The sequence below is a fragment of the Mycobacterium sp. NGS50 genome, from assembly GCF_059812545.1.
This window is the reverse complement of the sequence record NZ_JCALCW010000011.1, coordinates 95,162-119,475: the sequence shown is the minus strand read 5'-3', so window position 1 is coordinate 119,475 and position 24,314 is coordinate 95,162. Positions and strand designations below refer to the sequence as shown.

The following is a 24,314-nucleotide window of genomic DNA, read 5'->3' as shown; positions in this document are numbered from 1 at the left end:
AGGATCAGACCAGATGAGCGCACCGACCGCGAACCGCCCGGGGACCGGCGTTTTCTCCGGGACCCGCGCCCGCATATCCCAGCGAACCCTGCGCACCGACCGCTGGTGGATGTCTCCGCTGCGCATCGACCTGGGCTTCGCCGCATTCCTCATCTACGCGACCGCGCGCGCATTCCAGCAGAATCACTACTTCGTCGAGAAGTACCACTACCTGACGCCGTTCTACTCACCGTGCGTCAACAAGGGCTGCCTGAAAGAGGCCAGCGAGTTCTGGCCCCAGCTGATGCCCGACGTGTGGTGGTTGCCGTATGCGGCGCTGACGCTGCCGTTTCTGCTGCTGTTCCGGCTGACCTGCTACTACTACCGGGGCGCCTACTACCGCACGGTGTGGCAGTCGCCGACCGGCTGCGCGATCCCCGAGCCGCGGGCCGGTTACACCGGCGAGACCCGGTTCCCGCTGATCATCCAGAACACCCACCGGTACTTCTTCTACATCGCCGCCATCATCTCGATCATCAACAGCTACGACGCCATCGTCGCGTTCCACTCCGAGGACGGCCCGCACGGCTTCGGCTTCGGGCTGGGAAACCTCGTCCTGCTCGGCAACGTCATCATGCTGTGGATCTACACGCTGTCCTGCCATTCCTGCCGGCACGTGACCGGCGGGCGGCTCAAGCACTTCTCCAAGAACCCAGTGCGCTACTGGATCTGGTCTCAGGTCAGCAAGATCAACGTGCATCACAAGCAATACGCCTGGATCACGCTGGGCACCCTGATGCTGACTGATTTCTACATCATGTTGGTGGCCAGCGGCACCATCAGTGACCTGCGATTCATTGGCTAGCAACTAACGCCCATATCCGGTTTGAGAACAAGCGAGGTTTCATGGTTGAGGTCGAACGGCACGCCTACGACGTGGTCGTGATCGGTGCCGGCGGCGCGGGGCTGCGCGCGGTGATCGAGGCGCGGGAACGCGGCCTGCGGGTCGCCGTGGTGTGTAAGTCGCTGTTCGGTAAGGCGCACACGGTGATGGCCGAGGGTGGTTGCGCGGCGTCGATGGGCAACGTCAACTCCAAGGACAACTGGAAGGTCCACTTCGGCGACACCATGCGTGGCGGCAAGTTCCTCAACAACTGGCGGATGGCCGAGTTGCACGCCCGCGAGGCACCGGATCGGGTGTGGGAGCTGGAGACCTACGGTGCCCTGTTCGACCGCACCAAGGACGGCCGGATCAACCAGCGCAACTTCGGTGGACACACCTACCCGCGGCTGGCCCACGTCGGTGACCGCACCGGTCTGGAGCTGATCCGCACCATGCAGCAGAAGATCGTCTCGCTGCAGCAGGAGGATTACGCCGAGTTCGGTGACTACGAGGCGCGGATCAAGGTGTTCATGGAGTGCACCATCACCGAGCTGGTCGTGGACGAGGGGGCCGGTGACACAAAACGTATTTCCGGTGCGTTCGGCTACTGGCGCGAGAGCGGCGGCTTCGTGCTGTTCGAGGCGCCGGCGGTGGTCTTGGCGACCGGCGGCATCGGCAAATCGTTCAAGGTGACCTCGAACTCCTGGGAGTACACCGGCGACGGCCACGCGCTGGCGCTGCGCGCCGGGGCGACGCTGATCAACATGGAGTTCATCCAGTTCCACCCGACGGGCATGGTGTGGCCGCCCAGCGTGAAGGGCATCCTGGTCACCGAGGGTGTCCGGGGTGACGGCGGGGTGCTCAAGAACTCCGACGGCACCCGGTTCATGTTCGACTACATCCCGCCGGTGTTCAAAGGCCAGTACGCCGAGACTGAGCAAGAAGCCGACCAGTGGCTCAAGGACAACGACTCGGCCCGGCGTACCCCGGACCTGCTGCCGCGTGACGAGGTGGCCCGCGCGATCAACTCCGAGGTCAAGGCCGGACGCGGCACTCCACACGGCGGCGTCTACCTCGACATCGCCTCCCGGCTGACACCCGAGGAGATCAAGCGGCGGCTGCCGTCGATGTACCACCAGTTCATGGAGCTGGCCGAGGTGGACATCACGAAGGTCCCCATGGAAGTCGGACCCACCTGCCACTACGTGATGGGCGGTATCGAGGTCGACCCGGACACCGGGGCGGCGACCACACCCGGGTTGTTCGCCGCCGGGGAGTGCTCGGGCGGCATGCACGGCTCCAACCGGCTGGGCGGCAACTCGCTGTCGGACCTGCTGGTGTTCGGCCGGCGGGCCGGGCTCGGCGCGGCCGACTACGTGCAGAAGCTCACCAGCCGTCCGGCGGTTTCCCCCGAGGCGGTCGACGCGGCGGCCAAGCTGGCGCTGGCGCCGTTCGATGGTCCAGCGGGGCCCGACGGTTCGGCCAAGGCGGAGAACCCCTACACGCTGCACGCCGAACTGCAGGAGTCGATGAACGAGCTGGTCGGGATCATCCGCAAGGCCGACGAGATCGAGCAGGCCATGGTGAAGCTGGAGGAGCTCAAGGCCCGCTTCGCGAATGTCGCCGTCGAGGGCCACCGACAGTTCAATCCCGGCTGGCACCTGGCAATCGACCTGCGCAACATGTTGCTGGTCAGCGAATGCGTCGCCAAGGCGGCGCTGGCGCGCACCGAGAGCCGCGGCGGACACACCCGCGACGACCATCCGGCGATGGACGCCGAGTGGCGTCGGACGCTGCTGGTCTGCCGCACTACAGGCGATGACCCGGTGGTGCCCAACGTCAGCGTGACCAAGGAACCGCAGATCCCGATGCGCGAGGACCTGCTGGAGTTGTTCGAGATCGGCGAGCTGGAGAAGTACTTCACCAACGACGAGCTGGCCCAACACCCTGGACGGAGCAGCTAGATGGCGTACAACGCGAAGATGCGGGTCTGGCGCGGCGACGACGAGGGCGGCGCGCTGGAGGACTTCACCGTCGAGGTCAACGAGGGCGAGGTGGTGCTCGACATCATCCACCGCCTGCAGGCCACCCAGACCCCCGACCTGGCGGTCCGGTGGAACTGCAAGGCCGGCAAGTGCGGGTCGTGTTCGGCGGAGATCAACGGCATGCCGAAACTGCTGTGCATGACCCGGATGTCCACCTTCACCCAGGACGAGGTCATCACCGTGACCCCGCTGCGCACCTTCCCGGTGATGCGGGACCTGGTCACCGACGTGTCGTTCAACTACCAGAAGGCACGCGAGATCCCGTCGTTCACGCCGCCCAAGGACCTGCAGCCCGGCGAGTACCGGATGGATCAGCGCGATGTCGAGCGCTCGCAGGAGTTCCGCAAGTGCATCGAATGCTTCCTGTGCCAGAATGTCTGCCACGTGATCCGTGACCACGAGGAGAACAAGGAAGCATTCTCCGGTCCGCGGTTCCTGATGCGCATCGCGGAGCTCGAAATGCACCCGCTGGACACCGCCGACCGGCGGGACCTGGCTCAGGACCAGGCGGGGCTGGGGTTGTGCAATATCACCAAGTGCTGCACCGAGGTCTGCCCTGAGCACATCAAGATCACCGACAACGCCCTGATCCCGATGAAGGAGCGGGTCGCCGGCGACCGCTACGACCCGATCGTGTGGCTGGGCAACAAGTTGTTCCGTCGCTGACGTTCCCCGCTACGACCCCTGACTGCCCGGCAGTCGGGGGTCGCGGCGTTTCAGCCGGTGCCGGTGCTATTCGCCGAGCCGGCGGAAGACGCTGCGGTGGAACACGATGGGCGCCACCGCGGTATCCACCGTCAGGCCGTGCACCCGCAGGATGACGATGGTGTGATCACCGGCCTCGACCAGTTGCTCGATGGCGGTCTCCAGCCACAGGCTGGTGCCCTTGATGAAGACGGCGCCGCGCTCGTTGGTGACCGTGTCCAGCCCGGCGAACCGATCCCCGGTCTTGGCGGCCAGCGTGCGGGCGGCGGCGTCGTGCGCCTCGCCGAGCACACTGATGCCCAGCAGCGGCAGGTCTTTGAGTTTCGGCCAGGTCGTCGAGGAGTTCTGCACGCAGAACGACACCAGCGGCGGGTCCAGGGACACCGGTACGAAGGTGCTGGCCGCCAGGCCCACCAGGGTGTTGTCCACCTCGGCGGCAATGGCGATCACGCCGGTTGGAAAGTGCCCGAAGGCCTCTCGCAATGACGTCGGTGTCAAGCTTTCCGCGCTACCCATTTCGGGATCCATCATCACATGGGGCGACACTCCCCGTGACACCGGCACCGTTGTCGAAGCCGCACCGCGTCGTCGCAGGTCAAAGGGCACAAGCCCGATGAACCCAACCGGTTGGTGGAATCTACGTCACAATCACTTGCACTCAAGTTACTGACAAGTTACCTTTAGCAAGGTTACTGGTGGGTAACTTAATCATGGAGTACCCAACCACAGGTGGCATTCTCATTGAGGAGGAATGTAGTGAGCCACTACAAGAGCAATGTTCGTGACCAGGAGTTCAACCTCTTCGAGGTGTTCGGTGTCGACAAGGTACTGGGCGAGGGCGACTTCAGCGACCTGGACGTCGACACCGTGCGCGAGATGCTCGCGGAGATGGCGCGTCTGGCCGATGGACCGATCGCCGCGTCGTTCGTCGACACCGACCGCAACCCCCCGGTCTTCCACCCCGAGACCCACTCGGTGACGATCCCCGAGGGCTTCAAGAAGTCGGTTGCCGCGGTCATCGAGGGCGGCTGGGACAAGGTCGGTCTCCCCGAAGAGCTCGGCGGCATGCCGGCGCCGCGCGTGCTGGTCTGGGCGCTGAACGAGCACATCCTCGGCGCCAACCCCGCGGTGTGGATGTACGCCGGCGGCGCCGGATTCGCCAGCATCTTCTACCACCTCGCCACCGAGGAGCAGAAGAAGTGGGCCATCACCGCCGCCGAGCGCGGCTGGGGATCCACCATGGTGCTCACCGAGCCCGACGCCGGCTCGGATGTGGGTGCCGGTCGGACCAAGGCCGTCAAGCAGGACGACGGCTCCTGGCACATCGACGGCGTGAAGCGGTTCATCACCTCCGCGGACTCCGACGACATGTTCGAGAACATCTTCCACCTGGTGCTGGCCCGCCCCGAGGGCGGCAAGCCGGGCACCAAGGGGCTGTCGCTGTTCTTCGTGCCCAAGGTGCTGTTCGACTTCGAGACGAACAAGATGGGCGAGCGCAACGGTGTGTTCGTCACCAACGTCGAGCACAAGATGGGCCTCAAGGCGTCGACCACCTGTGAGCTGACGTTCGGTCAGCACGGCGTCCCCGCCAAGGGCTGGCTGGTCGGCGAGGTGCACGACGGTATTGCGCAGATGTTCGACGTCATCGAGCAGGCCCGCATGATGGTGGGCACCAAGGCCATCGCGACGCTGTCCACCGGCTACCTCAACGCTCTGGAGTACGCCAAGGAGCGGGTGCAGGGCGCCGACCTGACCCAGATGACCGACAAGACCGCGCCCCGGGTGACCATCACGCATCACCCCGACGTCCGCCGGGCCCTGATGACCCAGAAGGCCTATGCCGAGGGGTTGCGCGCGCTGTACCTGTACACCGCGACCTACCAGGACGCCTCGGTGGCCAAGGCGGTGCACGGCGTAGACGACGCCGAGCTGGCCCTGAAGGTCAACGACCTGATGCTGCCGATCGTCAAGGGTGTGGGCTCCGAACAGGCCTACGCCAAGCTCACCGAGAGCCTGCAGACCCTGGGCGGGTCGGGCTTCCTGCAGGACTACCCGATCGAGCAGTACATCCGCGACGCCAAGATCGACTCGCTCTACGAGGGCACCACGGCGATCCAGGCTCAGGACTTCTTCTTCCGCAAGATCGTCCGCGACAAGGGTGTGGCGCTGGCTCACGTGGCCGGGCAGATCGACGAGTTCGTCAAGAACGAGACCGGCAACGGCCGGCTGAAGTCCGAGCGGGAGCTGCTGGCGACCGCGCTGGCCGACGTGCAGGCGATGGCTGCATCGCTGACCGGCTACCTGATGGCCGCGCAGGAGGACATCTCCAGCCTCTACAAGGTGGGTCTGGGCTCGGTGCGGTTCCTGATGGCGGTTGGTGACCTGGTGATCGGGTGGCTGCTGCAGCGTCAGGCTGCCGTGGCGGTCGAGAAGCTCGATGCCGGGGCCAGCGACGCCGACCGCGCCTTCTACGAGGGCAAGATCGCGGTGGCGTCCTTCTTCGCCAAGAACTTCCTGCCGCTGCTCACCAGCACCCGTCAGGTGATCGAGACCCTTGACAACGACATCATGGAGCTCGACGAAGCGGCTTTCTAAATCCGCAGACCGCGCAGGCCCCCGGGGTGATCCCTTGGGGGCCTGTTGCATTGTCTGCATGGTCGAGCAGACACAAATGTGCCCAGTAACCGCGTTACAACAGCACTTTTGCGTCTGCTCGGTGGTAATCGTGATGTCCTGATTTGTGGGATATATGGCGTAGACGCCATCGCCTCGCTCGGTCGACACTGGTCACCATGACCCGCAACGTGGTGATCCTCGGCTATCCGGGCATTCAGGCGCTCGACGTGGTCGGCCCGTTCGAGGTGTTCTCCTCCGCGTCGCTGGCGCTGGCCGCCCGCAAGACTGCCGACGCCTACCAGCCGACGGTGGTCTCGGTCGACGGGCAGACGGTGTCCACTCCGGCCGGGTTGGCCCTCTCCGGTGCCGAACTGCCCGACCCGGATGACCGGATCGACACCCTGATCCTGCCCGGCGGCTCCGGTGTCCACCAGGCTCGCCACGACCCGCGGCTGATCGCCTGGGTCACCGCGGCGGCGCCGCAGGCGCGGCGGGTGGTCAGCGTGTGCACCGGAGCATTCCTGGCCGCGCAGGCGGGCCTGCTCGACGGGTGCCGCGCCACCACGCACTGGGCGTTCGCCGATGCGCTGGCGCGTGAATTCCCGGCGATCACCGTCGATCCGGAGCCGATCTTCGTCCGCAGCTCGCCGACCGTGTGGACGGCGGCCGGGGTCACCGCCGGCATCGATCTGGCGCTGGCGTTGGTGGAGGACGATTACGGCACGGATGTCGCGCAGACGGTGGCCCGCTGGTTGGTGCTGTACCTGCGCCGGCCCGGCGGGCAGACCCAGTTCGCCGCGCCGGTCTGGGTGCCCCGGGCCCGCCGGGCCCCGATCCGCGACGTGCAGGATGCCGTCGAGTCCGAACCCGGTGGCCCACACCGCATCACCGACCTGGCCGCCCGGGCCGCGATGAGTCCGCGGCATTTCACCCGGGTGTTCACCGAGGAGATCGGGGTGGCGCCCGGCGCCTATGTGGAGCAGGTGCGCACCGAGGCCGCGCGCCGGCAGCTCGAGGAGACCGATGACACCGTCGTCGCGATCGCCGGCCGGTGCGGCTTCGGCACCGCGGAAACCCTGCGCCGCACCTTCATCCGCCGCCTGGGCATCTCCCCCGACCACTACCGCAAGACCTTCGCCTGAACCCGGAAAGGACTCTCATGCAAATCGCCATCGTGCTGTACCCCGGCTTCACTGCCCTGGATTTCATCGGCCCCTACGAGGTGCTGCGCTGGCTGCCGGACGCCGCGGTTCGCTTCGTGTGGCACGAACCCGGTCCGATCGCCGCGGATTCCGGTGTGCTGGTCGTCGGGGCAACGCATTCCTTCGACGAAACCCCCTCCCCTGACCTGATTTTGATTCCGGGTGGCATGACGACGATGACGCATGCCCGCGACGAGAAGCTGCTGGACTGGGTGCGGCACGCACATGTCACCGCGACCTGGACGGCCTCGGTGTGCTCGGGTTCGATGATCCTGGCCGCCGCCGGCCTGCTCACCGGCAAGCGGGCCACGTCACACTGGATGGCGCTGCCCGCCCTGAAGGCGTTCGGCACCACCCCGGTCGGTGACGAGCGCATCGTGCACGAAGGCGACATCGTCACTTGCGCCGGGGTGTCGGCGGGCATCGACCTCGGTCTGTGGCTGGCCGGCCGGATCGGCGGCGAGGAACGCGCCAAGGTCATCCAGTTGTCGATGGAATACGACCCGCAGCCGCCGTTCGACTCCGGCCACATGTCCAAGGCGTCGGCCAAGACGAAAGCCGCAGCCACCGCGCTGATGGCCAAGGATCTGGCGAAACCGGCTCAGCTGAAGTCCGCCACCCTGCTGTTGTGGGATCGGGCGCTCAGCGCCGCACGCTCCGGGCGCCGCTAAGTCCGGCTTCCGCGAGAGCCACTTTCACGACGCCTCCGCGGCGCGTCGCGTCGTGAAAGTGCCGCTCGGGCAGTAATTGCGGGCGCAGACGCCGTCGTCCTACCGGTCCAGCTGCCGCAGTAGCGCGCGGGTGCGGGCGCGGCCCTCGGCCGACTCGTCGAAGGCGATGCCGACGAACTCGTCGACCCCGACGCCCCGCAGTCCGTCGATGCGGTCGGCGACGGTGCGTTCGTCGCCGATGATGGCGGCGTCCTCGGGGCCGGTGAAGCCCTCCCGGTCAAGCATCGCCCGGTAGGACGGCAGATGCCCGTACATGGCGAACTGCTGGGCGGCCACCGCGCGCGCGGCGTCGACGTCGTCGGTGACGGCGACCGGCAGGGCGGCAACCACCCGGACCGCGCCGTCGGGCCGACCGGCCGCAGCGGCAGCACCACGCAGCCCCGGCCCGATGTGCTCACCGAGCGTCTTGGGACCCGTCATCCAGGTGACCGTTCCGGCGGTGCGCTGGCCGGCCAACTTCAACAGCTGCGGGCCCAGCGCGGCGATGTACACATCCGGGGCCGGCGCACCGGCAATCCGCAGTGCGCCGCGGGTGGTGACGGTCTCGCCGGGGGCGTCGGCCGGTTGTCCGGCCAGCAGCGGCTGCAGGCCGTCGAGATATTCGCGCAGCCGCCGCACCGGCTTGTCCCACGGAATGCCCCACATGCCCTCGGTGACCGCCTGATGGGTCATCCCCAGACCGAGGACGAAGCGTCCGTTGCCGATCAAGCTGAGGGTCAGCGCGCGCTGCGCCAGCAGCATCGGATGCTGATTCTGGATGGGGATCACCCCGGTGGCGACCTCGAGTGTGTCGACCTCGCGCAGCGCGACGGCCAGCACCGTCAGCAGGTCGGGTTCAAACGGCATCTGGGTCAGCCAGACCCGGCGGAATCCTTCGTCGCGCAGCTGGGCCAGTCGTTCGACGGTGGCATCGACCGGGGACCGGCCTGCGGAGTCGCTGAGCGATGTGAGCGTGCTGATCTGCATGGCGTACCGCCTCAACGGGATGGGGGCGCAACTCAACCGGATGGAGACAAAGTAAGGCGGGTTCGGGAGGACTGCGGGGCGTCGCCCTATGTCCTGCGCCGCCGGATTGCACCCGCTCTACCGGCTGTTTGGATCGGTCACTCCCGAACCCGTCGTAATGTGCGAGCGTACTCCTGATTTCGTCGCGCGAGAAGAGGTTCCGGGCAAGAAACCCATCGCCGGATCCCCCCTGTCCGGCGACGGGTTGCCCAGGGATTACCCCGTGTGGTCGTCGGTCGGGGTTGACAAGCGCACGGGGTAATCCGACCTACCGGCTACCCGTCGACGGCGCAGACAAACGTCTCACGCCTCCAGAATCGCGGTGACTCCCTGACCACCGGCGGCGCAGATGGAGATCAGCGCGCGCAGCGGCTTGTCGGGCTGCTCGGCCTTGCGCTCGGCCAGCTGTTTGGCGGTCTGCGCCAGGATTCGTCCGCCGGTCGCGGCGAACGGGTGCCCGGCGGCCAGCGACGACCCGTTGACGTTGAGCTTGGACCGGTCGATGGCCCCCAGCGCGGCGTCCAGGCCCAGCCGCTGCGTGCAGTACTCCTCGGATTCCCAGGCCTGCAGATGGGCCAGCACCACCGAGGCGAACGCCTCGTGGATCTCGTAGAAGTCGAAGTCACCGAGCGTGAGGCCGTTGCGGGCCAGCAGCCGGGGCACCGCGTAGGTCGGGGCCATCAACAGTCCGTCCGGGCCGTTGACGTAGTCGACCGCGGCGGTCTCGAAGTCGACGAAGTAGGCCAGCGGTGTCAGCGAGTGCTCGGCCGCCCACTGCTCGCTGGCCAGCAATGCGACCGAGGCGCCGTCGGTCAGCGGGGTGGAGTTGCCCGCGGTCATCGTGGCGTCGCCGGCCTTGGCGCCGAACACCGGGCGCAGCGTGGCCAGTTTCTCCACGCTCGAGTTGGGCCGCAGGTTGTCGTCGCGGTACAGGCCCAGGAATCCGGTGATCAGGTCGTCGAAGAAGCCGCGGTCGTAGGCGGCGGCCATCTTCTGGTGACTGGCCGCGGCCAATTCGTCCTGCGCGACGCGGGCGATGCCCATCGCCTTGGCGGTGACGGCGGCGTGATCACCCATCGACATGCCGGTGCGCGGCTCGCTGTTCACCGGGATCTCCACGCCGAGACTGGCCGGCAGCTTGCCGACCAGCTTGAGCCGCTGCACGTTGGACTTGGAGCGACGCAGCCCCAGCAGGGTCTGGCGCAGGTCGTTGCCGAACGCGATCGGGGCGTCGGAGGTGGTGTCCACCCCGCCGGCCGCGGCCACCTCGTAGCGCCCGGCGGCAATCCCGTCGGCTGCGGCGATCGCCGCCTGCAGGCCGGTGCCGCAGGCCTGCTGGATGTCGAACGCCGGCGTGTACGCCGACAGCGCCGAGCCCAGCACGCATTCACGCATCAGGTTGAAGTCGCGGCTGTGCTTGAGCACCGCGCCGCCGATCACCGCGTCGAGCCGCTCCCCGGCCAGACCAAACCGGTCCACCAGACCGCCCAGCGCGGCGGTGAACATGTCCTGGTTGGATGCCTGGGCGTAGGCGCCGTCGGAACGCGCGAACGGAATACGGTTGCCGCCGAGCACCGCAACGCGGCGTCCGGCGGTGTTCTTCTTGGCACTTGCTGTCGCCACGATGCCTCCGTGGGGTCGATTGGAATGGTCGGCCGTCGGGGTCATACTACCCACAGTTCTTACTCTGGAGTAAGTTCGTGGTCGATGCGTACGGTCGTCCATAGCGACGACACCCCACACGGAAGGCAGCTGCATGGCTCCCAAACTTCCCACCGACCTGCTCAGCCAGGTCGTCAACTCCGGCCCCGGGTCGTTTCTGGCCAAGCAGCTCGGTATTCCGCAGCCCGAGACGCTGCGCCGCTACCGGGCCGGCGAGCCGGCGCTGGCCGGATCGCTGCTGATCGGAGGGGAGGGTCGTGTTGTTGAACCACTCCGCGCCGCGTTGGCCGAGGACTACGAATTGGTGGGCAACAATATCGGCGGCCGCTGGGCGGACCGCTTCGGCGGGCTGGTGTTCGACGCCACCGGGATCACCAGCCCGGCTGGGCTGAAGGCGTTGCACGACTTCTTCACCCCGGTGCTGCGCAACCTGGGCGGCAGCGGGCGGGTGGTGGTCGTCGGCACCACACCGGATGAGACCGCTTCCACCGATGAGCGGATCGCGCAGCGCGCACTGGAGGGCTTCACCCGCTCGCTGGGCAAGGAGCTGCTGCGCGGCGCGACGGTGTCGCTGGTCTACCTGTCGCCGGAGGCGTCAGCGGCCGCCACCGGCCTGGAATCGACGATGCGGTTCATCCTGTCGGGCCGCTCCGCCTATGTGGACGGTCAGGTGTTCTACGTCGGTTCCGCCGATTCCACCGCGCCGGCCGACTGGGACAGGCCGCTGGACGGCAAGGTCGCGATCGTCACCGGCGCCGCCCGCGGCATCGGTGCGACCATCGCCGAGGTGTTCGCCCGCGACGGCGCCCGGGTGGTCGCGATCGACGTTCCGGCCGCGGCCGAGGCGCTGTCCGAAACCGCTGTGCGGGTGGGTGGTACCGCGCTGCCGCTGGACGTGACGGCCGACGACGCGGTGGACACCATCACCGCGCACCTGCGCGAACACCATGACGGGCGCGCCGACGTGCTGGTCAACAATGCCGGCATCACCCGCGACAAGCTGCTGGCGAACATGGACGACGCCCGCTGGGACGCGGTGATCGCGGTCAACCTGCTGGCTCCGCAGCGGCTCACCGAAGGCCTGGTGGCCAACGGCAGCATCGGTGCCGGCGGCCGGGTGATCGGGCTGTCGTCGATGGCCGGGATCGCCGGCAACCGCGGCCAGACCAACTATGCGGCCACCAAGGCCGGCATGATCGGCCTGACCGACGCCCTGGCCCCGAGCCTGGGCGAGAAGGGCATCACGATCAACGCCGTCGCCCCCGGCTTCATCGAGACCGCGATGACCGCGGCGATCCCGCTGGCCACCCGCGAGGTGGGACGCCGGCTCAACTCGCTGTTCCAGGGCGGCCAGCCGGTCGATGTGGCCGAGCTCATCGCGTACTTCGCCAACCCGGCCTCCAACGCCGTCACCGGCAACACGATCCGGGTCTGCGGCCAGGCCATGCTGGGTGCCTGAGATGACCGCGCCGACGACGATGCAGAGCGCAGCGATGAGGAGGAGCGGCGCATGAGCGCACTGCCCAGTGGTCTGACCAACATGCTGCGCGCGGCGGCCGGGGCGCTGCCATTCATTCCGCGCAGCGACACCCTGCCGACTCGCACCGTGACGGTCGACGAGTTGCCCATCGACCCTGCCAACGTCGCCGACTACGCGTCGGTCACCGGTCTGCGTTACAGCGACACCGTGCCGCTGACCTATCCGTTCGCGCTGACCTTCCCGACGGTGATGTCGCTGGTGACCGGGTTCGACTTCCCGTTCGCGGCAATGGGTTCGGTGCACACCGAGAATCACATCACCCAGTACCGTCCGATCGCGGTCACCGACACCGTGAGCGTCGCGGTGGCGGCGCAGAATCTGCGCGAGCACCGCAAGGGTCTGCTGGTGGACATCGTGACCGACGTCAGCGTCGGAAACGACGTCGCCTGGCATCAGGTCACGACGTTTCTGCATCAGCAGCGCACCAGCCTGTCCGATGAGCCCAAGCCGCCGGCCCAGAAGCAGCCGAAGTTCGGGCCGCCCAACACCATCGTGCGGATCACGCCGGGGCAGATCCGGCGCTACGCCAGCGTCGGCGGCGACCACAACCCGATCCACACCAACTCCCTCGGCGCCAAGCTTTTCGGCTTCCCGACCGTGATTGCGCACGGAATGTTCTCCGCCGCAGCGGTACTGGCCAACATCGAGGGACAGCTGCCCGACGCGGTCAGCTATTCGGTGCGGTTCGCCAAGCCGCTGTTGTTGCCGGCCAACGCCGGGCTGTACGTCGACCGCGTTGCCGACGGCTGGGACCTGGCGCTGCGCAACATCGCCAAGGGCTATCCGCACCTGACCGCGACGCTGCGGAGCCTCTAGCCCGTTCATTCCGCGTGCGCCAGGCAAAGTTCGAGTGGAGTGCCCGCATTACGGCGATGAGCCGGCCGCCCGCAGCAGTGTGACCTTGCTGGCCTCCCACCGCGCGCTGATGACGTCGATGCCCCACACCGGGATCGACATCACCAGTCCGCGGACCACCACCATGACGGTGTCCATGTAGGCCCGTGCCGAAAAGCCGGGGCCGGGCGCGGGCAGCGCCTCAGCGGAGGCGACCGCCAGCCCGTAGATGTGCTGTTCCAGCGACTTCACCGTCTCGGCGAGCTGAGGGTCCGTCCAACATGCCGCCCACAGGTGCGCGACGGAGAGCGCTTGCGGCGTGGTGAACTCGCGCCAGATCAGGTCGAGGTAGCCCTCCAGGTCGAGCGCGACGGCGGCGGCGGTTTCCTCGAAATGCGCGCGTGCCTGATCGGCGAGCTCGATCGCCAGCTGCGCGACCGCGGCCGTCAACAGGTCCTCCCGGCTGGGGAAGTGGTACATCACCGTGCTCTGCGACACGCGGGCCGCGCCGGCGACCCGACGGGTGGTCACCGCGGTGACGCCGTCGGTGCGCAGCTGCTCGACGGCCGCACCCACCAGGGCGTGACGCGTCGCGACACGCTGTTCGGCCCGCGTGGCCTTGGTCATGTGAATTCCCCTATTGCATTAACAGCTCAATCACAGCTAATCTGACTAATCAGGTGAACAGTCAACTCGGATCGCGCCGGCGTTCCTGCTGGTCAGACTTGATGACTTTGCCTCGAGGACATTGTAAGGACAGGCATATACGTATCGCTCCTCGTTTCGACGTCAACGGAGGTTGTCATGACCAGTCGGATACTGCGCCAACTCGGTGTCGTGCCCTTGGCGATCTTCGGCGCCGCCACCGTCGGGGTGTTGCCCGGTATCACTCCGCCGTTGACGAGCGGGGCGAAAACGGTGCTGGCCCAAGCCCACCTGCTCGACACCGAGTCGTGGATCATGGGCGGCAGCGGCCTGCCGATCCCGCCGCAGAGCTACATCGACGCACTCAGTGCCCGCTACATCAACCCCACCACCCCGTTCTTCGACGGCCAGCCCCGCTACCCGGTGGATGCCACCAACGGTCTGTTCACCCCGGAGGGCCTCTACCCCAATAGCGGCGTCAAGAGCCTGGAGCTGGACCCGTCGATCGCCCAAGGCGTGACCATTCTGCACAACACGATCGACCAACAGCTCGCCGAGGGGAACAACCTCGTCATCCTGGGCTACTCGCAGAGCAGCACCATTTCCACCGTGGTGATGCGCGATCTGCTGGCGTTGCCCGCGGACCAACAGCCCACCGCCGACCAGCTGTCCTTCGTGCTGCTGGGCGCTCCCAACAATCCCAACGGCGGCTTGTTCGAACGTTTCGATGTCTTGGACGATGGCAGCTACCCGACCATCCCCAGCCTGGGCATCACGTTCAACGGCGCGATCCCGGAAAACACGCCGTGGGACACCAGCGTCTACACCCTGGAATACGACGGCTACGCCGACTTCCCGCGCTACCCGATCAATTTCCTCTCGGACCTCAACGCCGTGATGGGCATCGTGTACGAGCACACCATGTATCCCACCCTGACACCCGAGCAGTTGGCGTCGGCGATCGAGTTGCCGATGAGCGACGACTACGCCGGGAACACCCAATATTTCATGATCCCCAGCGAGATCCTGCCGCTGCTGGCGCCGCTTCAGTCGATCCCGGTGATCGGCCAACCGCTCTACGACTTGTTCGAACCGAGTATGCGCATCCTGGTGAATCTTGGCTACGGCAGCATCACCGAGGGCTGGGACGCCGGGCCGGCCAATGTGCCCACCACGTTCGAGCTGTTCCCGACCGACCTCAATTGGGGCGATGTCTTCACCGCGCTGGGCAAGAGCGCCCAGGACGGCTGGAACGCCTTCGTCGATGATCTATCCCACCTGTCGTTGCCCAGCGCGGCGGACATGTTCGGGAGCGCCGGGTCGATGACCATGGACACGATGCCGAGCTTCACCGATATCGTCAACGCGTTCAGCAGCATCGCCGCATCGGCGTACGCCACGCTGCTTCCGACCGCCGACATCCTCAACGCCATGCTCACCACCGCGCCGGCGTATGCGGCCAGCGTGTTCGCCCAGGAACTCGGCCAAGGCGACATCCTCAACGCCATCGGCTTGCCGATCGCGGGCATCATCGGATTGGGTACGCTGGCAGCCGGTTTCGAGTACCTCGCACTCAACGGCGCGGTCAGGGAGATCACCGACACCATCCAGGATCTCTTCGCGGCCTCATAAGTCGTTGACTCTGCGTCGTCGGCGCAGAAGTTCGAGTAGGGCACGCCCTGAGCGCAGAGTCAATGCAACGGGGCGCCGTCGGCGCCGCCCGGGGCGCCCTTGAGGCCACGCCAGAACAGGTTGATCATCAACTCGGAGGCGTCGTTGACGTCGGTGTCGCCGGTACTGATCCGTTCGGCGATCGCTTCACCGGCACCCACCAGGGCGACGGCCATCATGTCGAAGTCGGTGTCCGGCTCGGGGTTTCGGGTGCCGGCCCGCAGCAGCCGGCCCACCAGGTCGATGATCCGCTCGCGTCCCTCGCGCACGGTGTGGGCGAAGGTCTGCGAGCTCGTCGCCTGGGTGTACAGCACGATCCACGATGCCCGGTTGGCGTCGATGTAGCTCAGGAACGCCAGAATCGTGGTGCGCAGCAGCTCCTTTGGACTCTGCTGGAAATCGATGTCGGCGCGGACCTTTTCGATGAACCGGCTGAGCTCACGATTCAGGCAGGCGCCGAACAGCTCCTCCTTGGAGCCGTAATACAGATACAGCATCGGCTTGGAGATCTCGGCGCGGGCGGCGATGACGTCCATCGAGGTCTCGTGATAGCCGTTGACCGAGAACATCTGCACGGCAGCGTCCAGCATCTGCTGTTCGCGCACCGCGCGCGGCAACCGCTTGGTTCCACCGGCCATTAGCGCCGCTCCTTCTCATCGCCGGCCCTCACCTTACTCAAAGGTCGGCAACCGCCGTCAGCGTCCGCAGTGCGGGTTGGGTCCCTTCGCTTCGGCCACCCGGCGCACCGACGCGTCGATCGCCGCCGGGTTCAGCTCACCGGCCGCCACCGCCTTGGTCAGTCGGTCCAGCACCGCGGATACCTCGTCGGTGGTGACCCACAACGCGATGTCGACGCCGGCCTGCAGCGTCCGCAGCACCGCCTCGGACACGCCGAACCGGGACGTGATCGCGACCATCGACGACAGGTCGTCGCTGAACACCGGGCCGTTGAACTCCGGGCCGCCGTATCCACTGCCCGTACGCAGCAATTCGACCGCGGCGGGGCTGAGGCTGGCCGGATCGTCGCCGGTCAGTCCGGGGACCTGCATGTGGCCGATCATCACCGCGACCCCGGGCTGGGTCACCAACGTCTTGTAGGGCACCAGGTCGTCGTTGATCAGCTGGTCCAGCGGCGGGGTGGTCACCTGACCGGTGTGCGAATCCCCCGACCCGTGGCCGTGGCCGGGGAAATGTTTGAGGACGGGCAGCAACCCCGCGTCGCGCAGCCCGCGCGCGTAGGCACCGGCGTAGTCGACGATCGTGGCCGGCTGCGATCCGAACGAGCGGTCGCCGATGACGGTGTCGTCGGCGGTGCTGGCCTCGACCACGTCGACGACCGGTGCGAAGTCGATGGTGATGCCCAGATCGTGCATCTTGCGGCCGCGCTCCAGCGCCAACTGCTGGACCTGCTCGGCGGTCCGGCTCTGCGCCAGCTCCTTGGCCGACGGGCTCTTGCCGATCAGCGACGACAGCCGTTCCACACGGCCGCCCTCCTCGTCGACGCTGACCGCCAGCGGCAGCGGGCCGGCCTTGTCGGTGATGTCTTTCAGCGACCCGTCCTTCAGCATCGACAGGTCGGTCCAGCTGCCGATGAAGATGCCGCCGACGTGGTGTTCGCTGACCACCGCGCGCGCGTCAGCGGCGTCGCGCACCCCGACCATCAGCAGCTGGGCCAGCTTGTCGTGCAAGGGCAGGGCGGCCGGGTCTCCGCAGCCCGGCGGCACCGGTGCAGCGGCCGGCGTGTCGGCAGGCTGCGCGGGAGCCGATGACGAGGGCGCGGGCCGCTCCGATTTGGGCGAGCAGCCCAGCAGCAGCGCCGGCACGGTGGTGAGCATGGCCGCGGTGGCGACAAGGGGGCGCGATGACGTCAGGATTCCTGGCATTTGTTCATGCTGCCACGGTCGGCACCCGGCACCGGTGCTAGGTTGGCGGGCGGGGATTCGCCCTCGTATCGAGCCCTAAGACGTTAAGGAGCCTGACCATGCCCCGGTTCGTGGTGCCGGCCGCCGCCAGTATCGTGGTCGGACTGCTGCTGGGCGCGGCCGCGGTCTTCGGCGTTACCCTGATGGTGCAGCAGGACACCAAACCGCCGCTCGCCGGTGGCGACCCGGCCTCCTCGCTGCTCAACCGGGTCGAATACGGCAACCGCTGACCCTGCGCCGCAGGTGGCCTCATCGGTTACACCGCTGTCGCGGCGCTGGCTGTGGCTGGTCGGCGCGACCGCGCTGGTCCTCAGCTTGGCCCAATCCCCCGGGCAAATCGCGCCGGACACCAAACTCGACCTGACCGCCAACCCGCTGCGCTTCCTGGCGCGCGCGGCCAACCTGTGGAATTCCGACCTGCCGTTCGGGCAGGCACAGAACCAGGCCTACGGCTATTTGTTCCCGCACGGCACATTCTTCCTCGCCGGACACCTGTTGGGGCTGCCCGGCTGGGTGACGCAGCGGCTGTGGTGGGCGCTGCTGCTGGGCGTCGGGTTCTGGGGATTGCTGCGGGTCGCTGAAGCGCTGGGCATCGGCAGCCCGACCTCCCGACTGATCGGCGCCGCCGCGTTCGCGCTGTCGCCGCGGGTGCTGACCACCATCGGCTCGATTTCGTCGGAAACCCTGCCGATGATGCTGGCGCCGTGGGTGCTGCTGCCGGTCATCCGGGCGTTGCGCGCCGACCCCGACCGTTCGACGCGGATGCTGGCCGGTCAGGCCGGGATGGCCGTGGCGTTGATGGGCGCGGTCAACGCGGTGGCCACGCTGGCCGGCGGGCTGCCGGCACTGATCTGGTGGGCATGTCACCGGCCCAACCGGTTGTGGTGGCGGTTCACCGGATGGTGGCTGCTGGCACTGACGTTGGCGGCACTGTGGTGGCTGGTGGCGCTGCTGTTGCTGGGCCGCATCAGCCCACCGTTCTTGGACTTCATCGAGTCCTCCGGCGTCACCACGCAATGGACGTCGCTGGTGGAGATGCTGCGCGGCACCGAGAGTTGGACGCCGTTCGTGGCGCCGCACGCCACCGCGGGCTCGTCGCTGGTCACTCAGCCGGTGAACATCCTGGCCACCTGCCTGGTGGCCGCGGCCGGCCTGGCCGGCCTGGCGGTGCTCGCGGTGCGCCGCGCGCCCGGTGCGGGCCGAGCGGTGACCATGCTGCTGGTCGGGGTGACGCTGCTGGCCGTCGGCTACTCCGGCGGTCTGGGCTCCCCGCTCGCGCACCCGGTGCAGGAATTTCTCGACGGCGCCGGGGCACCGCTGCGCAACGTGCACAAGCTGGAATCGGTGATCCGGATCCCGCTGGTGCTGGGGTTCGCCGAACTGCTGGGCCACATCCCGTTGCCGGGCAGCGCGCCGGCGGCGGTGTGGCGCCGCGCGTTGTCGCACCCCGAGCAGCACAAGCGGTTCGCGGTGGGCATCGTCGTCCTGGTCGCGCTGATGGTCTCCACCTCACTGGCCTGGAGCGGGCGGCTGACCCCGCCCGGTGCGTTCACCGCGATTCCGGGGTACTGGCAGCAGAGCGCCGACTGGCTGACCGAGCACAACACCGGCACACCCCGGGGCCGGGTGTTGGTGGTGCCCGGCGCACCGTTCGCCACCGAGGTGTGGGGCACCAGCCACGACGAACCCCTGCAGGTCCTCGGCGACAGCCCGTGGGGGGTGCGCGACTCGATCCCGCTGACACCGCCGGAAACCATCCGGGCGCTGGATTCGGTGCAGCGGCTGTTCGCCGCCGGACGCCCGTCCGCCGGGCTGGCGGATACCCTTGCCCGCCAAGGGATCTCATATCTGGTGCTGCGCAACGATCTGGACCCCGATACGTCGCGCTCGGCCCGGCCGATCCTGGTTCACCGCGCCGTCGAACGATCACCGGGGCTGAAGAAGGTGGCGCAGTTTGGCGAGCCGGTCGGCCCCGGCTACGTGGCGGGATTCGTCTCCGACAGCGGGTTGCGTCCGGCCTACCCGGCCGTCGAGATCTACCGGGTCGACACCGCGGGCCGTAACCCGGGCGCGCCGTATTTCGCCGATGCGGACACGCTGACCCGCGTCGACGGCGGGTCGGAGGCGCTGTTGCGGCTCGACGAGCGCCGGCAGCTGCTGGGCCGCCCGCCGCTGGGCCCGGTGCTGCTGACCGGCGACGCCCGCGGCGCCGGTCTGGACGCGCCGGCCGTCACGATCACCGACACCCCGATGGCGCGGGAAACCGACTACGGCCGGGTGGACAACCACTCCTCGGCGATCCGTGCCGCCGAGGATGCCCGGCACACCTTCAACCGGGTGCCGGACTATCCGATGCCCGGCGCCAACCGGGTCTTCGGCGGGTGGACCGGCGGGCGGCTCACCGCGTCGAGTTCGTCGTCGGACGCCACCGCGCTCCCCGATGTCACACCGTCCACCTCCCCGGCGGCCGCCGTCGACGGCGACTCGACGACCGCGTGGGTGTCCAACTCGTTGCAGGCCGCGGTGGGTCAGTGGCTGCAGGTCGATTTCGAGCACCCGGTCAGCAACGCCACCATCACGCTGACCCCCAGCGCGACCGCCGTCGGCGCGCAGGTCCGCCGCATCGAGGTCGCCACCGCCAACGGAACCACCACGCTGCGCTTCGACGAGGCCGGGCAGCCGCTCACCGCGGCGCTGCCCTACGGCGAGACCCCGTGGGTGCGGATCACCGCCACCGGCACCGACGACGGATCCAGCGGGGTGCAGTTCGGCATCACCGACCTGGCCGTCACCCAGTACGACGCATCCGGATACGCGCACCCGGTCGAGTTGCGCCACACCGCACTGGTGCCCGCCGCGCCGCCGGGTTCGGACGTGGTCCGCTGGGATCTGGGCTCCGAGCCGCTGGGCCGGTCGGGGTGCGCGGCCGGCCCGGGCGGGGTGCGCTGCGCGGCGTCGATGGCGCTGGCACCCGAGGATCAGGTCAGCATCAGCCGCACGCTGAGCGTGACCCGGCCGGTCGCGGTGAACCCGACCGTCTGGGTGCGGTCCCGGCAGGGACCCAATCTGGCCGACCTGGTCGCGCCGCCCGGCGCCGCTCGGGCCCGCGGCGATTCCGACGTGCTGGACCTGGCGGGGTCCGCCTACGCCGCCACCGACGGTGATCCGGCCACCGCCTGGACCGCGCCGCAGCGCGTCGTCGCCCAGACGTTGCCGCCCACCCTGACCGTCACGTTGCCGCGGGCCAGCGAGGTGAGCGGGCTGCGGCTGACCCCCAGCGCGTTGCCGCTGCCGGCCCGCCCGACGCTGGTGGCCGTCGACCTCGGGGACGGCCCGCAGGTTCGTGAACTGCGTTCCGACGGTGACGAAACCCCGCCGCGGCCCGCTGCCCTGGCACTGCACCCGCGGGTGACCGACACCGTCACGCTGAGCCTGCTCGGCTGGGAGGACGTGATCGACCGCACCGCAGTGGGTTTCGACCAGCTCAAACCGCCCGGGCTGGCCGAGGTCACCGTGCTGGGCGCCGACGGTCGGCCGGTGGCCGCCGCCGACCCGGCAGCCAACCGGTCCCGGACCATCACCGTCGGGTGCGACCACGGGCCGGTGATCGCGGTCGCCGGCCGGTTCGTGCACACCTCGGTCACCGCCACGGTGGGCGCATTGCTCGACGGCGACCCGGTGGCCGCCCACGTCTGCGAAACCGAACCGATCGCGCTGCCGCCCGGACAGCAGGAGGTGTTGATCAGCGCGGGAGACTGGTTCGTCGTCGACGGGGCGCAGCTGTCGGTGGTGCCGCAGGGCGAATCGCCGCGCGCCGTGGTGTCGCCGGCCGCCGCGCGGGAGTGGGGGGCGGCCCGACGCGAGGTGCTGTCCGACCCGTCGCCGGCGACGCGGGTGCTGGTGGTTCCCGAGAGCATCAACCCGGGCTGGGTGGCGCGCACCGCCGACGGAACCCGGCTGACGCCGGTACGGGTCAACGGGTGGCAGCAGGGCTGGGTGGTGCCCGCGGGGACAGCCGGCCCGATCACGTTGACCTTCGCATCGAACGCGGCGTATCGGGCGGGCTTGTTCGGCGGATTGGCGTTGCTGCCGCTGTTGGCCTTGCTGACGTTCTGGCGGGGGCGGGCCCGGCCATCACCGGCCGCACGCCCCTGGGCACCCGGGCCCGCCGCGGCCGCACTGGCGGTGCTCGGTGTCGCCGCGGTGATCGCCGGGGTCGGCGGTGTGCTCATATTCGGCGGCGCGCTGGGTTTGCTCTACGTCCTGCGCCACCGTCGGCACCTGCGCAACCTGGTCGCCGTCGGATCAAGTGCCGCCGGGCTGACGCTGGCCGGGACGGTGCTGTCGAAATATCCGTGGCGGTCGGTGGACGGCTACGTCGGGCACTCCGCGGGGGTGCAGCTGCTGGCGCTGACGTCGATGGCGATGCTGTCGGCGGCGGCGGTTACGGCGCGTCTTGCAGATTCTGAACCTGAGCGTTGAACAGCTTGACCAGATCGTCGACCGACTCCGAGTCGATCGAGCCGCCACCCTTGCCGTCTTTGCCCATGCCGCGGGGATTGACCTCGTTGTAGCTGGCAACCACGAGCACACCCCGGCAATAGCCGGAGATGGTCGCGAACGTCATCGCCATCTTCAGCGGAATACCCGGCAGCGGCGAGCCCGAGCTGGTCATCACCGTGGCCACCGACCAGGATGGCGCGCCGGGCGCATCCAAGGTCTCCAGCGTGCCGTCCAGGTTCAGGTCATGCCCGGCCAACTGCAGCGACACGGTGAACTTCTGGCATTTTTTCACCTGCTCCCGCAGATCCCGGCGATCCGGGCTGATGGACAGGCGAACCTCCATGGACCGCAACTTGCCGGCGTCGAGCTTGGACACCGTGGCGTAGGCGCTCTGCGTCGCGGCTTTCGCGGACCCGAACAGGTCGGCGCACTCCTGGGGACTGACATTGAGGCCCGGGATACCCGAGGCTTTCGGATCGTTGTTGCCCAGCCCGCTGCGCCGCAGACCACCCTCGAAGTCGGGAAACGCCGATTTGCCGACCAGCAGATCCCTGGTCAACTGCTCGATGTCGGGTTTCCCGGACGGGTTGGACGCGCTGACGGCCGAGCCCGCCTTGTGGAAGCCGACAGCGAAGACGGTCCCGGCGACGAGCAGGAGCACGGCTACAACCGCAAGGGTGATCCACAGCGCCGTGCGTTTGGGCGGTGCCGCGTCAGGCAGCCACAGTGGCCAGTCCGGCGGTGGCGGCGGCCACGACGGATCGGGCGTCCAGCTGGGGTCCGGTGTCCACCCGGGCGGGGGCGGCGGCCAGTTGGGTGGGGGGTTGTAGCGCATCACTGCCGGAGCCTACGCGACAGGTTGGTGGCAGGCTGGAACGTGCACGTGTCGTGATAGTCCAGGAAATGATCCAGCCAACGGAGGTCAGCATGCCCGCAGCGGGAATCGCCACGATCAACCCGGCCACCGGGGAGACAGTCGCCACATTCGAGGCGGCCACCAGCGACGAGATCGATGCCGCGATCGCCCGCGGGTATCAGCGGTTCGCCGATTATCGCCGCACCAGCTTCGCGCAGCGCGCGGCGTGGATGCATGCCGCCGCCGACCTGCTGGAGGCCGAGGTCGACGACGTGGCGGCGATGATGACGCTGGAGATGGGCAAGACGCTGGTGTCGGCCAAAGCCGAGGCCCTCAAATGCGTCAAGGGATTCCGCTACTACGCCGATCACGCCGAGGCGCTGCTGGCCGACGAGCCCGCCGATGCGGGGGCGGTCGGGGCGTCGAAGGTGTTCGCGCGTTATCAGCCGCTCGGGGTGGTGCTGGCCGTGATGCCGTGGAATTTTCCGTTGTGGCAGGCGGTGCGGTTCGCCTCCGCGGCGCTGATGGCCGGCAACGTCGGGCTGCTCAAGCACGCCTCCAACGTGCCGCAGACCGCGCTGTACCTCGCCGATGTGCTGGCACGCGGCGGCTTCCCGGACGGCTGTTTCCAAACCCTGCTGATTCCGTCGAGCGCGGTCGAGCAGATCCTGCGCGATCCGCGGGTGGCCGCGGCCACCCTCACCGGCAGCGAGCCGGCCGGGCAGTCGGTCGCCGCGATCTGCGGCGACGAAATCAAACACACCGTCCTCGAACTCGGCGGCAGCGACCCGTTCGTGGTGATGCCGTCCGCGGATCTGTCCAAGGCAGTGGCTACCGCGGTTACCGCCAGGGTGCAGAACAACGGTCAATCCTGTATCGCGGCAAAGCGATTCATCATCCACACCGATGTTTACGACGACTTCGTGCAGCAGTTCACCGCGAAGATGTCGGCCCTGCGGGTCGGTGACCCGACCGACCCCGACACCGACGTCGGCCCGCTGGCAACCGAAGCGGGTCGCGCCGATGTCGAGCAACTGGTCGAGGAGGCCGCGGCGGCCGGGGCGGTGATCCAGTGCGGCGGCAAGCGGCTCGACGGTCCCGGCTGGTTCTACCCGCCGACGGTGATCACCGACATCAGCCGCGATATGGCGCTGTTCACCGAGGAGGTGTTCGGCCCGGTCGCCTCGATGTATCGCGCCGCCGACATCGACGAGGCCATCGACATCGCCAACGCCACCTCCTTCGGGTTGGGGTCTGCCGCGTGGACCACCGACGAGTCCGAGCAGCGGCGCTTCATCGACGAGATCGAAGCCGGCCAGGTGTTCATCAACGGGATGACGACGTCCTATCCGGAACTGCCGTTCGGCGGCATCAAGCGTTCCGGCTACGGCCGTGAACTCTCCGCACACGGGATCCGCGAGTTCTGCAACCTCAAGACGGCCTGGGTCGGGTAACGGGCACCGACTCGGCTTTTAGAAATCGTCAAGGCGGGAATCCGAGACTGAGATCACCGGC

General features: G+C 68.1%; 19 protein-coding genes. 12 read left to right on the top strand and 7 right to left on the bottom strand.

Features of this window, described 5'->3' with window-relative positions:
• Window positions 1-13: 13 nt before the first annotated feature.
• The 3 genes from sdhC to AC5Y36_RS10295 are packed head-to-tail and all read left to right on the top strand — an operon-like array spanning window position 14 to window position 3,573.
• Window positions 14-844: a succinate dehydrogenase subunit SdhC gene (gene sdhC / locus AC5Y36_RS10305; protein WP_500040783.1), complete on the top strand. Its 831-nt coding sequence runs from the start codon at window positions 14-16 to the stop codon at window positions 842-844.
• A gap of 41 nt (window positions 845-885) precedes the next feature.
• Window positions 886-2,826 carry a fumarate reductase/succinate dehydrogenase flavoprotein subunit gene (locus AC5Y36_RS10300; RefSeq protein WP_500040782.1) on the top strand — a complete coding sequence of 647 codons (1,941 nt, stop codon included), beginning with the start codon at window positions 886-888 and terminating at the stop codon, window positions 2,824-2,826.
• The gene (locus AC5Y36_RS10295; protein ID WP_500040781.1) at window positions 2,827-3,573 is read left to right on the top strand and encodes a succinate dehydrogenase/fumarate reductase iron-sulfur subunit; all 747 of its coding nucleotides are present in this window, start codon (window positions 2,827-2,829) and stop codon (window positions 3,571-3,573) included.
• A gap of 66 nt (window positions 3,574-3,639) precedes the next feature.
• Here the strand turns inward: AC5Y36_RS10295 and AC5Y36_RS10290 are convergent, their stop codons facing one another.
• A complete protein-coding gene (locus AC5Y36_RS10290; protein ID WP_500040780.1) occupies window positions 3,640-4,128 on the bottom strand; it encodes a flavin reductase family protein in 489 nt (162 codons plus the stop codon).
• A gap of 240 nt (window positions 4,129-4,368) precedes the next feature.
• Between AC5Y36_RS10290 and AC5Y36_RS10285 the strand changes: the two genes are divergently transcribed.
• From AC5Y36_RS10285 to AC5Y36_RS10275, 3 genes are all read left to right on the top strand, one after another.
• Window positions 4,369-6,207, top strand: coding sequence for an acyl-CoA dehydrogenase (locus AC5Y36_RS10285; RefSeq protein ID WP_500040779.1), 1,839 nt, complete (start codon window positions 4,369-4,371; stop codon window positions 6,205-6,207).
• 197 nt (window positions 6,208-6,404) lie between these two features.
• Complete coding sequence (locus AC5Y36_RS10280) at window positions 6,405-7,370, top strand: GlxA family transcriptional regulator (protein WP_500040778.1); 966 nt, start codon at window positions 6,405-6,407, stop codon at window positions 7,368-7,370.
• A gap of 17 nt (window positions 7,371-7,387) precedes the next feature.
• Window positions 7,388-8,101 (top strand): DJ-1/PfpI family protein, encoded by a 714-nt coding sequence (locus AC5Y36_RS10275; protein ID WP_500040777.1) that lies wholly within the window; start codon window positions 7,388-7,390, stop codon window positions 8,099-8,101.
• Window positions 8,102-8,200: 99 nt separating this feature from the next.
• Here AC5Y36_RS10275 and AC5Y36_RS10270 read toward each other — a convergent pair whose 3' ends face one another.
• Both AC5Y36_RS10270 and AC5Y36_RS10265 read right to left on the bottom strand, forming a co-directional pair.
• Window positions 8,201-9,127 (bottom strand): TIGR03564 family F420-dependent LLM class oxidoreductase, encoded by a 927-nt coding sequence (locus AC5Y36_RS10270; RefSeq protein ID WP_500040776.1) that lies wholly within the window; start codon window positions 9,125-9,127, stop codon window positions 8,201-8,203.
• A 342-nt stretch (window positions 9,128-9,469) separates the two neighbouring features.
• Complete coding sequence (locus AC5Y36_RS10265) at window positions 9,470-10,834, bottom strand: acetyl-CoA C-acetyltransferase (RefSeq protein ID WP_500040824.1); 1,365 nt, start codon at window positions 10,832-10,834, stop codon at window positions 9,470-9,472.
• An 88-nt stretch (window positions 10,835-10,922) separates the two neighbouring features.
• Here AC5Y36_RS10265 and AC5Y36_RS10260 point away from each other — a divergent pair, with 88 nt between their 5' ends.
• Entirely contained in the window at window positions 10,923-12,287 is a 1,365-nt protein-coding gene (locus AC5Y36_RS10260; RefSeq protein ID WP_500040775.1) for a 3-oxoacyl-ACP reductase, read from the top strand.
• Between the two features lie 51 nt (window positions 12,288-12,338).
• Complete coding sequence (locus tag AC5Y36_RS10255; RefSeq protein WP_500040774.1) at window positions 12,339-13,184, top strand: MaoC/PaaZ C-terminal domain-containing protein; 846 nt, start codon at window positions 12,339-12,341, stop codon at window positions 13,182-13,184.
• Between the two features lie 48 nt (window positions 13,185-13,232).
• Here the strand turns inward: AC5Y36_RS10255 and AC5Y36_RS10250 are convergent, their stop codons facing one another.
• Window positions 13,233-13,829 (bottom strand): TetR/AcrR family transcriptional regulator, encoded by a 597-nt coding sequence (locus tag AC5Y36_RS10250; RefSeq protein WP_500040773.1) that lies wholly within the window; start codon window positions 13,827-13,829, stop codon window positions 13,233-13,235.
• Between the two features lie 177 nt (window positions 13,830-14,006).
• On the opposite strand from AC5Y36_RS10250, the gene AC5Y36_RS10245 reads away from it, so the two are divergent.
• On the top strand, window positions 14,007-15,479 hold the full coding sequence (locus AC5Y36_RS10245; RefSeq protein WP_500040772.1) for a PE-PPE domain-containing protein: 1,473 nt from the start codon (window positions 14,007-14,009) through the stop codon (window positions 15,477-15,479).
• A gap of 59 nt (window positions 15,480-15,538) precedes the next feature.
• On the opposite strand, the gene AC5Y36_RS10240 is transcribed toward AC5Y36_RS10245, so the two are convergent.
• Both AC5Y36_RS10240 and AC5Y36_RS10235 read right to left on the bottom strand, forming a co-directional pair.
• On the bottom strand, window positions 15,539-16,156 hold the full coding sequence (locus tag AC5Y36_RS10240) for a TetR/AcrR family transcriptional regulator (protein WP_500040771.1): 618 nt from the start codon (window positions 16,154-16,156) through the stop codon (window positions 15,539-15,541).
• 57 nt (window positions 16,157-16,213) lie between these two features.
• Complete coding sequence (locus AC5Y36_RS10235; RefSeq protein ID WP_500040770.1) at window positions 16,214-17,401, bottom strand: glycoside hydrolase family 3 N-terminal domain-containing protein; 1,188 nt, start codon at window positions 17,399-17,401, stop codon at window positions 16,214-16,216.
• A gap of 98 nt (window positions 17,402-17,499) precedes the next feature.
• On the opposite strand from AC5Y36_RS10235, the gene AC5Y36_RS10230 reads away from it, so the two are divergent.
• On the top strand, window positions 17,500-17,670 hold the full coding sequence (locus AC5Y36_RS10230) for a DUF2613 domain-containing protein (protein WP_500040769.1): 171 nt from the start codon (window positions 17,500-17,502) through the stop codon (window positions 17,668-17,670).
• Window positions 17,671-17,704: 34 nt separating this feature from the next.
• Window positions 17,705-21,922: an alpha-(1->3)-arabinofuranosyltransferase domain-containing protein gene (locus AC5Y36_RS10225; RefSeq protein ID WP_500040823.1), complete on the top strand. Its 4,218-nt coding sequence runs from the start codon at window positions 17,705-17,707 to the stop codon at window positions 21,920-21,922.
• Here the strand turns inward: AC5Y36_RS10225 and AC5Y36_RS10220 are convergent.
• Window positions 21,885-22,781: a hypothetical protein gene (locus AC5Y36_RS10220; RefSeq protein ID WP_500040768.1), complete on the bottom strand. Its 897-nt coding sequence runs from the start codon at window positions 22,779-22,781 to the stop codon at window positions 21,885-21,887. The two genes, AC5Y36_RS10225 and AC5Y36_RS10220, sit on opposite strands and share 38 nt — an antisense overlap.
• Window positions 22,782-22,870: 89 nt before the next feature.
• Between AC5Y36_RS10220 and AC5Y36_RS10215 the strand changes: the two genes are divergently transcribed.
• Window positions 22,871-24,253, top strand: coding sequence for an NADP-dependent succinic semialdehyde dehydrogenase (locus AC5Y36_RS10215; RefSeq protein ID WP_500040822.1), 1,383 nt, complete (start codon window positions 22,871-22,873; stop codon window positions 24,251-24,253).
• The last annotated feature ends 61 nt before the right edge of the window (window positions 24,254-24,314 follow it).